Source organism: Enterobacter sp. PL1, from assembly GCF_945957325.1.
In the GTDB taxonomy this organism is placed as follows: Bacteria; Pseudomonadota; Gammaproteobacteria; order Enterobacterales; family Enterobacteriaceae; genus Enterobacter; species Enterobacter roggenkampii.
The window spans coordinates 123,431-136,149 of the sequence record NZ_CAMFKT010000008.1 but is presented as its reverse complement, the minus strand read 5'-3'; the positions used below and the strand labels follow the sequence as shown (position 1 = coordinate 136,149).

General features: G+C 56.2%; 14 protein-coding genes. 6 read left to right on the top strand and 8 right to left on the bottom strand.

Annotation, left to right across the window (positions count from 1 at the left end; genetic code table 11):
* Positions 1-42: 42 nt before the first annotated feature.
* Positions 43-102 carry a protein YpfM gene (gene ypfM / locus N6P30_RS09700; RefSeq protein ID WP_015572204.1) on the bottom strand — a complete coding sequence of 20 codons (60 nt, stop codon included), beginning with the start codon at positions 100-102 and terminating at the stop codon, positions 43-45.
* A 387-nt stretch (positions 103-489) separates the two neighbouring features.
* Between ypfM and N6P30_RS09695 the strand changes: the two genes are divergently transcribed.
* Genes N6P30_RS09695 through N6P30_RS09685 form a run of 3 tightly spaced genes read left to right on the top strand, consistent with a single transcriptional unit; the run spans position 490 to position 2,200 of the window.
* Positions 490-840 (top strand): ArsC family reductase, encoded by a 351-nt coding sequence (locus N6P30_RS09695; protein WP_023294259.1) that lies wholly within the window; start codon positions 490-492, stop codon positions 838-840.
* Positions 841-850: 10 nt separating this feature from the next.
* Positions 851-1,978, top strand: coding sequence for a succinyl-diaminopimelate desuccinylase (gene dapE / locus N6P30_RS09690; RefSeq protein WP_023294260.1), 1,128 nt, complete (start codon positions 851-853; stop codon positions 1,976-1,978).
* A 24-nt stretch (positions 1,979-2,002) separates the two neighbouring features.
* Complete coding sequence (locus N6P30_RS09685) at positions 2,003-2,200, top strand: YpfN family protein (protein WP_008501627.1); 198 nt, start codon at positions 2,003-2,005, stop codon at positions 2,198-2,200.
* Positions 2,201-2,239: 39 nt separating this feature from the next.
* On the opposite strand, the gene ypfH is transcribed toward N6P30_RS09685, so the two are convergent.
* The 6 genes from ypfH to dapA form a co-directional block, all read right to left on the bottom strand.
* On the bottom strand, positions 2,240-2,935 hold the full coding sequence (gene ypfH, locus N6P30_RS09680; RefSeq protein ID WP_023294261.1) for an esterase: 696 nt from the start codon (positions 2,933-2,935) through the stop codon (positions 2,240-2,242).
* Positions 2,936-3,008: 73 nt separating this feature from the next.
* Positions 3,009-4,955, bottom strand: coding sequence for a tRNA(Met) cytidine acetyltransferase TmcA (locus N6P30_RS09675; RefSeq protein ID WP_023294262.1), 1,947 nt, complete (start codon positions 4,953-4,955; stop codon positions 3,009-3,011).
* On the bottom strand, positions 4,955-5,821 hold the full coding sequence (locus tag N6P30_RS09670; protein ID WP_260629941.1) for a neutral zinc metallopeptidase: 867 nt from the start codon (positions 5,819-5,821) through the stop codon (positions 4,955-4,957). The genes N6P30_RS09675 and N6P30_RS09670 overlap by 1 nt, the downstream gene beginning before the upstream one ends.
* A gap of 120 nt (positions 5,822-5,941) precedes the next feature.
* Entirely contained in the window at positions 5,942-6,655 is a 714-nt protein-coding gene (gene purC / locus N6P30_RS09665; RefSeq protein WP_008501631.1) for a phosphoribosylaminoimidazolesuccinocarboxamide synthase, read from the bottom strand.
* A 109-nt stretch (positions 6,656-6,764) separates the two neighbouring features.
* Positions 6,765-7,799 carry an outer membrane protein assembly factor BamC gene (bamC, locus tag N6P30_RS09660; protein ID WP_021241807.1) on the bottom strand — a complete coding sequence of 345 codons (1,035 nt, stop codon included), beginning with the start codon at positions 7,797-7,799 and terminating at the stop codon, positions 6,765-6,767.
* Between the two features lie 16 nt (positions 7,800-7,815).
* Positions 7,816-8,694, bottom strand: a complete 879-nt coding sequence (dapA, locus tag N6P30_RS09655; protein ID WP_008501633.1) for a 4-hydroxy-tetrahydrodipicolinate synthase — start codon at positions 8,692-8,694, stop codon at positions 7,816-7,818.
* 145 nt (positions 8,695-8,839) lie between these two features.
* Here dapA and N6P30_RS09650 point away from each other — a divergent pair, with 145 nt between their 5' ends.
* Positions 8,840-9,409, top strand: coding sequence for a glycine cleavage system transcriptional repressor (locus tag N6P30_RS09650; protein WP_008501634.1), 570 nt, complete (start codon positions 8,840-8,842; stop codon positions 9,407-9,409).
* The gene (gene bcp, locus N6P30_RS09645) at positions 9,409-9,879 is read left to right on the top strand and encodes a thioredoxin-dependent thiol peroxidase (RefSeq protein ID WP_008501635.1); all 471 of its coding nucleotides are present in this window, start codon (positions 9,409-9,411) and stop codon (positions 9,877-9,879) included. Before N6P30_RS09650 ends, bcp begins: the two co-directional genes overlap by 1 nt.
* A gap of 83 nt (positions 9,880-9,962) precedes the next feature.
* On the opposite strand, the gene N6P30_RS09640 is transcribed toward bcp, so the two are convergent.
* Positions 9,963-11,027, bottom strand: coding sequence for an AI-2E family transporter (locus N6P30_RS09640; protein ID WP_023294264.1), 1,065 nt, complete (start codon positions 11,025-11,027; stop codon positions 9,963-9,965).
* A gap of 221 nt (positions 11,028-11,248) precedes the next feature.
* On the opposite strand from N6P30_RS09640, the gene bepA reads away from it, so the two are divergent.
* Positions 11,249-12,712, top strand: coding sequence for a beta-barrel assembly-enhancing protease (bepA, locus tag N6P30_RS09635; RefSeq protein WP_021241809.1), 1,464 nt, complete (start codon positions 11,249-11,251; stop codon positions 12,710-12,712).
* The last annotated feature ends 7 nt before the right edge of the window (positions 12,713-12,719 follow it).

Below are 12,719 nucleotides of genomic sequence, written 5' to 3'. Positions count from 1 at the left end.
TTATTTTACTTATTTTAGTGCTCTTGCAATTCTTACTGAATGTCATTTACGAAGCATGCCTTCGATAAAATCTTTCCAGTTCCCCAGTTCACGTTCAATCATAACAACCTCTCTTATTATTATGCGCATTCTACAAAAACGTACCATCATTGTGAAGACTATTTAACCAATTGCTGTGATTGTACCCCACGTCCTGCGGGGATTTATGATAAATATGAACGGAGAGACCTCAATTTTTTGTGACGGCCAGCAATATTTTGAAATAACCCTACGGACGGGTGAGTTTTATTTTATTGGCTGACTTTATTGGGTTTTTAAAGTTTATGGACATCTATGCTTAAATGATGAAAGAATATTCAGCGTACAGTTGTGAGTCGAATTAAGAAGACACATTAATCCAGACGATTCCTGAATGTGTTATATTCCACTTAAGGATATACCTTCGAATTTACTGAACATTTAATTATCAGAACATCAAAAGGATTCACCATGGTTGTGATGTACGGCATTAAAAATTGCGACACCATCAAAAAAGCCCGCCGCTGGCTGGACGCTAACAGCGTGGAGTACCGCTTCCACGATTACCGTGCCGACGGGCTCGATGCAGAATTTCTGCATAGCGCTATTCGCGAACTGGGCTGGGAAGCCCTGCTGAACACCCGCGGTACCACCTGGCGTAAACTGGACGACTCTCTGCGCGCCAGCATCAAAGATGCCGACAGCGCGGCAAAACTGATGCTCGAGATGCCGGCAATTATCAAACGCCCATTGCTCTGCGCGCCAGGGCAGCCTATGCTGCTGGGTTTCAGTGAAACCCTTTATTCCGACTTTTTTCGTTGAGGTGTAGTTTATGTCATGCCCGGTCATTGAGCTGACTCAGCAGCTTATTCGCCGTCCTTCCCTTAGCCCGGACGACGCAGGTTGTCAGGCTCTTATGATTGAACGCCTGCGTGCCATCGGTTTTACCGTTGAACGCATGGACTTTGGCGATACCCAGAACTTCTGGGCGTGGCGCGGACAGGGCGAAACGCTGGCCTTCGCCGGGCATACTGACGTCGTTCCCGCCGGTGACGCGGATCGCTGGATTAACCCGCCGTTTGAGCCGACCATTCGCGATGGCATGCTGTTTGGCCGCGGCGCGGCAGACATGAAAGGCTCTCTGGCGGCGATGGTCGTGGCGGCAGAGCGCTTTGTGGCGCAGCATCCCAACCACAAAAACCGTCTCGCGTTTTTGATCACCTCCGACGAAGAAGCCAGCGCGCACAACGGCACCGTGAAGGTCGTCGAAGCGCTGATGGCACGCAACGAGCGTCTCGACTACTGCCTGGTCGGTGAGCCGTCCAGCACCGAAGTGGTGGGTGACGTCGTCAAAAACGGACGCCGTGGCTCGCTGACCTGTAACCTGACCATTCACGGTGTGCAGGGCCACGTCGCTTATCCGCATCTGGCCGATAACCCGGTCCACCGCGCCGCGCCAATGCTGAGCGAGCTGGTGGCGATTGAGTGGGATAAGGGCAACGAGTTCTTTCCGCCGACCAGCATGCAGATTGCGAACGTCAAGGCCGGGACCGGCAGCAATAACGTGATCCCGGGGGATTATTTCGTCCAGTTCAACTTCCGCTTCAGCACAGAACTGACCGATGAGATGATCAAGGCGCGCGTTATCGCCCTGCTGGAAAAATATCAGCTGCGTTACACCGTGGAGTGGTGGCTTTCCGGCCAGCCGTTCCTGACGCAGCGTGGCAAACTGGTGGATGCGGTGGTGAACGCCATCGAGCACTATAATGAAATTAAACCACAGCTGCTGACAACGGGTGGTACCTCAGACGGACGCTTTATCGCCCGTATGGGTGCTCAGGTTGTCGAACTGGGGCCAGTGAACGCAACCATTCATAAAATAAATGAGTGTGTCAATGCGGCAGATTTACAACTGCTGGCCCGTATGTATCAACGTATTATGGAGCAAATCGTCGCCTGACGAACGCTCTGAGAGGAATAGCGAATGGATTGGCTTTCAAAGTACTGGTGGGTTCTGGTGTTGGTTTTTCTGGTCGGCGTACTGCTTAACGTGATTAAAGACCTTAAGCGCGTGGACCATAAAAAATTTCTCGCCAACAAGCCGGATCTTCCCCCGCACCGTGATTTCAACGACAAGTGGGACGATGACGACGACTGGCCGAAGAAGGATCAGAAGAAGTAATCGATCCGATTCCCCCTCTCCATGGGAGAGGGGGAAGAATCACATAAACTCAACAATATCATCGTTATCCGGCTTACCGCCGCTGAGCGCTTCATCAAAGTAGTGCTTCGGTACGGTATAGCGCAGATGGTCAAGCGCAAACTGCATGCTGCGGTCGTCAATGGCGTGGCCCAGATCGTCAACGATATCCAGCGTCACATCCCCACCCTCACGAATCAGCGCTTCCTGGGCAGCAACCGCATGCGAGAGCTCAATCACCCGGTCTTCACCGCCGTGGATTAAGTGGATCGTGGTTTGCGTGGTTGCGCTTGTCGGTAACGTCGCAAAACGGCCGTTAAACGCGATCACCCGTGAAACCAGACCCGGCTGTGCCTTTACGCTTTCCAGCGACATGATTGACCCCTGCGAGAAGCCAATAAGCGCGGTCGCTTCGGCTCCTACGCCGCTCTGCTGCTGCCAGTAGCGGACGACGTCGATAAAGGCCGGCATGATGGCGTCGATACGCGCCTGACGGTTCTCTTCCGTCACGCCCTGAACCGAGAACCACTGGCGCCCGTTCGGGCCGCATGGCTCTACGCCGCCGATGCTGACAATCAGCGCTTCCGGGAAAACGGGCGCAAACCAGCTGCCAATCTGCCCCATATTGACGGCATTATCGCCAACCCCATGAAACAGAAGCAGTAACTGTTTAGCCGGTTTGTCAGGGCTTTGAACAACAAAATGGTCATGTTTCATGGTGGTCTCCTTAATAGATGACCTGGATTCTACGCCTCCCGGCGGGAATGACCATGCCACTTTACTGAAGAAGTCATTGAAAAAATTGCCATTGCAAAATGGCTTCCTTCAACTGCTGGCAGCGCGGATAATCAAGGCTTTCAAGCGCTTGCGCGGTTTCAGAGCGCAGCTTTGCCAGCAACGCTTTTCGCCCGAGCTCATCCGTTTTCCCTGCTAGTTTCCCCCGCAGGGCCGGAAGCGGCATATCAACGGTGAGCAACAACCGCGTCAGCGCGGCAACCGAGGTTGAAAACGCGCGATGGGCAAAAGCAAACCCCGCCAGCTCCCGCCAGTCATCACTATTAAGGGTAGCTTCCCAGCCGTCGTCCACCGGGATCTTTTCACCGTTCCAGGCCGACAGGACGCGCATATCCCGGCATAAACGGTGATGTTCCTGCGCGCACAGCCGACGCCCGGCCTCGCTCAGCGGCAGCAGCGCCATCGCCGTGTAGCAGCCGCTGCTGGCTTCCCGATGGCTCCCCATCCGCACCAGCACAAACCCGCACCGCTGCCAGAAACGCCACAGCTCGTCGGTATAACCAAAACTCACCGACAGATAATCTTCCCCGCTGGCGCTACGGATAAGCCGTTGCCCGATGCCTTCCCGCTGGCGCAGGGGGTGAATCGCAATGCGGCTAACCCGTCGCCCTTTCAGCGTCGCCGCGAGCGGAGAGCCGCCGTGCGCCGCCAGCGACTGCGCCACGAGATTCCCGCGTGGACGCCGGTATCCCGCCCACACGGCGCGGCTAAGCTCCGGTGACAACCCGCCCTCTTCCACCAGCCAGAGCGCGCCTGCAATATCAGCCCCCGTCTCTGCAACAGCAAAGTGCTGGCCGGGCGCGTCCATCATCCGGCGTAAATCGAGCGGTGACGTGCGGTAGTGTGCAGCACACAGCAGTTCATAAACGCTTGCCGCGCGTGCCGGGTCGCTCTCCCACATCCGCGGCGCCAGCGGCGTTATACGAACCTCACCTTCCGGTTTGCGATCGATAAGCGCATCATCAAATAACAGAGCATTTGCCACGAACCGCTCAAGCGGACATCCGGCGGCCCAGCGAATGGGGGTCGATAAGGCATAATGCCGCAGTCCGCTGAAACGGGCGCAGAACTTCAGCAGGAAGCCCCTGCCCGTCCCTTCATAGCCCTGCACCGTGGTGGTTAATAATACGCGCGTAAAGCGCGTCACCAGCTTCTCCAGCAGCGGGCCCGGGATGGCAGCCGCTTCATCGACAATCAGCCAGTCGGCCTGCAGCGTGGAGGCCAGCAGCGCATCCGGGGCCATAAAGTGGAAATGCTCGCCCGCAAAGCGCGCAATGACATCCGTTGCCCCTTTAGCCGGTGCCGTGACCACCGCACTCCCCTGAATGCTATTGAGCAGCATCCCCGCCAGCGCTGACTTTCCGCGCCCGCGCGGTGCCGTTACGGCAGCGATGCCCGCAGGCATGGTCAGAAGCGCGTCGAGGATCTCCGCCTGCTCGCGCTGCGGTGCGCCGCTGGCAGGCTGCCAGTCGGGTAAATCCGGCGTAACGGGAACGGACAAAGGACGATGCTGCTGCCAGACAATCGCATCCGAATCGGCGGCAAGCGTCCGGCAGAAGTGGTACACAAAGTGTGGAGTGGCGATCGGCTCCGCGCTGTCGCTCCAGCGCAAAGAATCGCTGTCTGGCCTGTCGGCCCAGTCAGCAAGCGGAGGAACCAGCAGCACCAGGAGGCTTCCGGCGCGCAGCGTCCCGCTGAGCGCGGCGAAGGCTGAGACATCAAACCCGGCGCGCGCGTCAAAAGCGGCGTGAAGGTATTCGCGTCCCAGCAGTCCGCTGAGGGTTTTAGAGGGATTGTCATCCAGCCACAGCCAGTCTCCCGGCAGGGTATTACGCAGGTCAGTCGCCTGACTCAATGTCCACTGCGTCTCACCGCTGAGCACCACCAGCCGACGATGGCCGGTGCGCTCAAGCTCGCGTATCAGCTGTTCAAACGCCAGCATTACATCGCTTTGCCGAAGGTATTACACTGCGCCGGGTCGCCGCTGTCGAAACCGCGTAAAAACCAGCTGTAGCGCTGCTGCGAGGTACCGTGAGTGAAGCTGTCCGGCACGACGCGCCCCTGGCTCTGCTGCTGAAGACGGTCGTCACCGATCGCCTGAGCGGCATTCAGCGCCTCCTCAAGATCGCCGGATTCCAGCACGCCCTGCTGCTGCATGCTGTGGCCCCAGACGCCCGCGAAGCAGTCCGCCTGCAGCTCCATTTTAACGGACAGGCGGTTCACGTCAGCCTGCGACGCATTTTGCTGGAGCTGGCGCACTTTTGGCTCAATTCCCAGCAGCTTTTGCACGTGATGGCCAACTTCATGCGCGATAACGTAACCCTGGGCAAAATCACCGTCAGCACCAAGCTTGCGTTTCATGTCATCGTAAAAGGAGAGATCGATATAAACGGTGCCGTCCGCCGGGCAGTAGAACGGCCCCATCACGGACTGTCCGGTGCCGCATCCGGTGCGGGTTGCGCCCCGGTACATCACCAGCTTCGGCTGCTGGTAGGTACGCCCCATCTTCTCAAACAGCTGACCCCAGGTGTCTTCCGTTGTGGCGAGGATCACGGAGGTAAATTTGGCCGCTTCATCTTCATTCGGGCTGATGGAGCGCTGAGAATGCTGCTGTTGCAGCGGCTGACCGGTCATTAACCCGGTGAGATCGACGCCGTAATAGCCCGCGACCAGCACCACAATCAGCAGAATGATACCGCCCTTGCCGCTGGGTAAGCGGAAGCCCGGTCCGCCCATGGAAGGACCGCCGCCGCCATCACTGCGTCTGTCTTCTACATTGTCACTTTCACGACCCCCTTGCCAGCGCATAACCACCTCGAACTATTCCATTTATAATAGCTATGATCGTAGGCGGTTAACGGCAAGATTACCATAGGAAACAAAGGTAAGACGCCAAAGGATGCGAACATCCTTTGGCAAGTGAGGGAGTTAGTCGAGCTTAACGCCTAAACGGTGAGCAACCGCTTCGTACGCTTCAATCAGGCCACCCAGGCTCTGACGGAAACGGTCTTTGTCCATTTTATCCAGGGTTTCTTTGTCCCACAGGCGGCTACCGTCCGGTGAGAACTCATCGCCCAGCACCACTTCGCCTTTGAACAGACCAAACTCCAGCTTAAAGTCGACGAGGATCAGGCCCGCGTCATCAAACAATTTTTTCAGCACGTCGTTGGCTTTGTAGGTCAGCTCTTTCATGCGCGCCAGGTTCTCTTTGTTCACCCAGCCGAAGGTTTCGCAGTAGGAATCATTGACCATCGGGTCGTGCATGGCGTCGTTTTTCAGGAACAGATCGAACAGCGGTGGATTCAGTTCGATACCTTCTTCAATGCCCAGACGCTTCACCAGGGAGCCCGCCGCACGGTTACGAATAACGCACTCAACCGGAACCATATCCAGTTTTTTCACCAGACATTCCGTATCGGACAACAACGCTTCCATCTGAGTCGGGATACCCGCTTCGGCCAGTTTGGTCATAATGAAGTGGTTGAACTTGTTGTTCACCATGCCTTTACGATCGAACTGCTCAATGCGCGCGCCATCCCCTGCTGACGTATCATTGCGGAACTCGAGCACCAACAGATCCGGGTTTTCCGTGCTGTATACGGTCTTCGCTTTGCCACGATACAACTCAGCTTGCTTCTGCATCTTCATTACTCCTGGTGTGATGATTTGTGTTCAAAACTGGGGATATTATGCCACGCACACGTTTGCGTAGCACGAAAATAAAAAGGGCTGGATTCACCAGCCCTCGTATTTATTTGCTGAATGCTGCCTGGAAGACAGCGACCAGCGCATCGTTCTGCGACTGGGTCAGCGTGTGACCTTTTGGATCGATAAACTGCAGGCTACTGCGGTTATCAAGGTCACCGACCTGAATCTTGTAGTCACCGGAGGCAAGCTGAGGATCTTTCGCGCCCAGTTCCTGCCACGCGCTGTCGGAGAGCGGCTTATAGGTTGCCGTTATGCTGCCGGTTGAGCGGGTGCTGTCGGTCACTTTCATGCCCACTTTTTCCAGCGTCGCTGGCAGACGCTGCCAGGTCTGGTTAAACGGTGCACGCACCACCAGCATTGGCAGGCCGGTATCATCCGCGCCGCTCTGGACATCGAAGGTCACACCGTTGCGGCTCTGCGCGGCGTTGGCAGCATCGGTCGCGTTTTTATCCAGGCCTGCGGCAATCACGTTCAGCATTTCGGTGCTGTAACGCTGCAGGGATGCGGCATCCGCAACCGGTTTACCCGCCTGCTCCAGGTTCAACAGCTTAACGTTAACCGCCTGCTGATAACCCTGTGGTTTAACGGAGACTTGATAACGACCGCGGTACTGCTGGTCTTCATCCAGACGGTTCCATTCGATCCAGTCGGTGGTTAACGTCTGGCTGGCATCATCGCGTTTATCGATGGTGTAGTTCTTCGCCTGAATGACGCTGACAACCTGCGGCCACAGGGTGCTACCGCGCGCGCTCTCAACCATCAGAGACGCCGTATCACCGGTGAACTGGGTACGCGCCCCGCTCACCAGCGCCAGAGGCTGTGCTGGTGGACGAATATCAAGCGCTTTACCGACCAGGCCGCTGCCGTTGGTCACGGGAATATTATAATCGCCGTTCTGAATCGGCAGGATCATACCAGCCGGTGCGTGAAGTTCAGCAAGCGGGGTCGCATCCAGATAGGATTCATCACCGCTCACCTGGCGCTTGTAGCGCGAGTCTGAACTACAGGCAGCGAGCAGCATAACAAGCGAAACACTCGCAACCTTCGCCAGGCGCGACTTCTGTACTGAATAAGCCATCAAATCTCCCTAAACTTTACAGCAAACCGGCATGCTTCAGCGCTGCCCTGACGATATCACGACCGTGGTCGGTAATCGGTGTCATTGGCAGACGCAGCGTGTCGGTTGCTACAAGCCCCAACTCCTTACATGCCCATTTCACTGGGATCGGATTGGGTTCGACAAATAATTTATTGTGCAGCGGCATCAGACGCTGATTTATGACACGCGCTTCATCAAAGTGACCGGCCGCGGCCAGTTTGCACATTTCAGCCATGTCGCGCGCCGCAACGTTTGCCGTTACGGAGATCACGCCATGGCCACCGAGCTGCATAAAGTCCAGCGCGGTCGCATCATCACCACTCAACAGGATAAAGTCGTCTGAAACCAGCTCTTTGATCTGATGAACGCGGCTTAAGTTCCCTGTCGCCTCTTTAATACCGATAATATTTTTGACTTCCGAGAGACGGCCAACGGTTTCCGGCAGCATATCGCAACCGGTACGGGACGGCACATTATACAGAATTTGTGGCAAGTCAGTATGTTCAGCGATGGCTTTGAAGTGCTGGAACAAACCTTCCTGAGTAGGACGGTTGTAGTAAGGGGTCACCGTCAGACAGCCGACAATGCCGCTGTCGTTAAAACGTTTAGTCAGGCTGATCGCTTCTGCGGTGGCATTCGCGCCTGTGCCCGCGATGACCGGAATACGTCCGTCAGCCAGTTCCAGGGTCAGCATAACCACATCGCCGTGCTCGTCGTGGCTCAGCGTTGCAGATTCACCGGTAGTCCCTACCGAAACGATCGCCGAGGTTCCATTGGCGACATGGTAATCAATCAGCTTCTTCATGCTAGACCGGCAGACGTTACCTTTTTCATCCATCGGTGTTACAAGCGCGACAATACTTCCCGTGAACATGAGCCATCCTCTGTGCGAACAAGAGTCTCAATGGTACGTTTGGAACTGTAATAAAAGCAAGCGACCTGAGGCCCTCAGGCGGTTGTATGCATGTTTTTTTTATGCTTTCCTTAGGAAGACTTAACCATGCAAAGGAAGAACAGGTTTGACAACCTCATCACAACATTACCTGGTTATCACTGCGCTGGGTGCCGACAGGCCGGGTATCGTGAACACCATCACCCGCCACGTAAGCAGTTGCGGCTGTAATATTGAAGACAGCCGTTTGGCCATGCTCGGCGAAGAGTTCACATTCATTATGTTGCTTTCAGGGACATGGAACGCCATCACGTTGATTGAATCGACCCTGCCGCTGAAAGGTGCCGAGCTGGACTTGCTGATCGTCATGAAGCGCACCACCGCGCGCCCTCGCCCGGCCATGCCCGCTACCGTCTGGGTGCAGGTTGAAGTACCTGATTCTCCGCATCTGATTGAGCGCTTCACCGCGCTGTTTGACAGCCATCAGATGAACATCGCCGAGCTCGTTTCCCGCACACAGCCGGGCGACGCAAGCACGGTTCCCACGCTCTTTATTCAAATTACCGCGCACAGTCCTGCGTCACAGGATGCGTCAAATATCGAGCAAGCGTTCAAAGCCCTCTGTACAGAATTAAACGCGCAGGGCAGTATAAGCGTCGTCAATTATTCGCAGCACGAACAGGATGGAGTTGAGTAATGAATCCACTGAAAGCCGGTGACATCGCACCGAAATTTAGCTTACCGGATCAAGACGGCGAGCAAGTAAATTTGACCGACTTCCAGGGACAGCGTGTTCTGGTCTATTTCTACCCGAAAGCCATGACCCCCGGCTGCACCGTACAGGCCTGCGGCTTACGCGATAACATGGATGAGTTGAAAAAAGTCGGCGTGGAAGTGCTGGGTATCAGCACCGATAAACCAGAAAAGCTGTCACGATTTGCTGAAAAAGAGCTGCTGAACTTCACGCTGCTTTCTGACGAAGATCATCAGGTATGCGAGCAGTTCGGCGTCTGGGGCGAGAAGACGTTTATGGGTAAAACCTACGACGGTATTCACCGCATCAGCTTCCTGATTGACGCCGACGGTAAAGTTGAACACGTGTTTGACGACTTCAAAACCAGCAACCACCACGACGTGGTGTTGAACTGGCTGAAAGAAAGTGCCTGAAAGTGAGTGTCGGGTGGCGGCTTCGCCTTACCCGACCTACAAGGATAAATAGGCCGGGTAAGCGCAGCGCCACCCGGCAAAACTTACTTCTCCTCCACAGCCGGCACATCCGGCCACGCGTGGACGACCGCTTTAATCAGCGTCGCCAGCGGAATAGCGAAGAACACGCCCCAGAATCCCCACAGCCCGCCGAAAATCACCACCGATAAGATAATCACCAGCGGATGCAGGTTCACCGCTTCGGAGAACAGCACCGGTACAAGCAGGTTACCGTCCAGCCCCTGAATAATCAGATACACCGCGAAGCAGCTCCAGAACTCGGTACCCAGCCCAAACTGGAACAACGCCACGCCAACCACCGGAATGGTCACCACAAACGCGCCGATGTAGGGGATCAAAACCGAAAATCCGACCAGCACGGCCAGCAGCAGCGAGTAGTTCAGGCCGAAAATCAGGAAGCCAATCCAGGTGGCGACCCCCACCACAATCATCTCCAGCACCTTGCCGCGTATGTAGTTGGTGATCTGCTGGTTCATCTCTTCCCAGACCTGCCCCGCCAGCCCGCGGTTGCGCGGCAGAATACGGCGTACGGCGTTGAGCATCTGGTCTTTATCTTTCACCAGGAAGAAGACCATCAGCGGCACCAGCACGAGGTAGACCGCCAGCGTCAGCAGTCCGACCAGGGACGCCAGAGAGTACTTCACCACCGAATCGCCCATCGTCATGATGCGGGCGCGCATATTTTCGGCCATCGCGTCGATAATCCCGGCATCCATCAGCGCAGGATAACGGCGCGGCAGCGTGGCGGCGAAATCAGAAAGCTTATTCAGCATGCCGGGCATATCGCGGATCAGGTTAATTCCCTGTTGCCAGGCTACCGGCATCACCACAAAGGCCATCAACAGGAGAATGCCGACAAACAGCACCAGCACGATGCTGGTCGCCCAGCGGCGGGAACACCCAATATTCTCCAGGCGCGCCGTTGGCCACTCCAGCAGGTACGCCAGCACAATCGCTACCAGCAGAGGGGCGAGCAGGCCGCTGAAGAAGAACAGGATACCGAACCCGGCGACCAGAATAACCAACAAAGCAATGGCTTCCGGGTCGCTGAAGCGACGCCGGTACCACTGCATTAACATTTCGAGCATACAACCCTTCCCTGAATCGAATGGCGGGAGTGAGACGGTGAATTGTATCTAACTGTCACAAAAAAGACTTTCGCTTTTTGTATCCCGATCGCAATCCGCAAAAGCCTGATGAATGGGATTTTCTTCATGCTACAACACGGCTACACTCCCAGGGCAGCAGAGATGAACGATATGCCGGTTCATCGGTCAAACTAGCACATCTAACATACAGGACAGTGGTTATGTTCAGGCAGTTGAGAAAAACACTGGTTGCAACACTGATTGCCGCGGTGACGGTCGGTCAGGTGTTGCCCGCTTTTGCTGACTCGTCCGATACATTGCCGGACATGGGCACCACGGCAGGAAGCACGCTCTCTATTGGGCAAGAGATGCAAATGGGCGACTACTATGTCCGCCAGCTGCGCGGCAGCGCCCCGCTGATTAACGACCCTTTGCTGGTACAGTACATAAACGGGCTGGGAATGCGTCTGGTGGCGCACGCCGACTCGGTAAAAACCCCCTTCCATTTTTATTTAATCAATAATGACGAAATCAACGCCTTCGCCTTCTTTGGCGGTAACGTGGTGCTGCATTCGGCGTTATTCCGTTATTCGGACAACGAAAGCCAGCTGGCCTCGGTCATGGCGCACGAAATTTCGCACGTCACCCAGCGGCACCTGGCACGTGCGATGGAAGACCAGAAACGTAACGCTCCCCTCACCTGGGTGGGCGCACTGGGTTCCATTCTGCTGGCGATGGCCAGCCCGCAGGCCGGGATGGCGGCGCTGACCGGTACGCTGGCCGGGACGCGCCAGGGGATGATCAGCTTTACCCAACAAAACGAGCAGGAAGCGGACCGTATCGGCATCCAGGTGTTACAGCGCTCAGGCTTTGACCCGCAGGCCATGCCGAGCTTCCTCGAAAAACTGCTCGATCAGGCGCGTTATTCTTCCCGTCCACCGGAAATCTTGCTCACGCACCCGCTGCCTGAAAGCCGTCTGTCGGACGCGCGTAACCGTGCCAACCAGATGCGCCCGGTCGTGGTCCAGTCTTCGCAGGATTTCTACATGGCGAAAGTGAGAACGCTGGGGATGTACAATTCCGGGCGTAACCAGCTCACCAGCGACCTGCTGGATGCCCTGGCGAAAGGCAACGTGCGTGAGAAAAACGCCGCGCAGTATGGTCAGGCGCTCCAGGCGATGGAAGCCAGCAAATACGACGAGGCGCGTAAAGCGCTGCAACCGCTTCTGGCTGCCGACCCGAACAACCCGTGGTACCTCGATCTGTCGACGGATATCGATCTGGGGCAGAAGAAGCCTGCCGATGCGATTAACCGCCTGAAAGGGGCGAAAGACGTCCGTACCAACCCGGTGCTGCAGCTTAACCTGGCGAACGCTTACCTGCAGGGCGGCCAGCCGGGTGAAGCGGCGACCATCCTGAACCGTTACACCTTTAACAATAAAGACGATCAAAACGGCTGGGATCTGCTCGCTCAGGCAGAAGCCCAGCTTGGCAACCGCGACCAGGAGCTCGCGGCGCGTGCCGAAGGCTTTGCCCTGGTGGGCCGCCTCGATCAGGCCATTTCCGCGCTCAGCAGCGCCAGCTCGCAGGTCAAACTCGGCAGCCTCCAGCAGGCCCGATACGACGCGCGTATCGATCAGCTTCGCGGCCTGCAGCAGCGCTTCAAGCCGTACGAGAAGATGTAATCAAGGA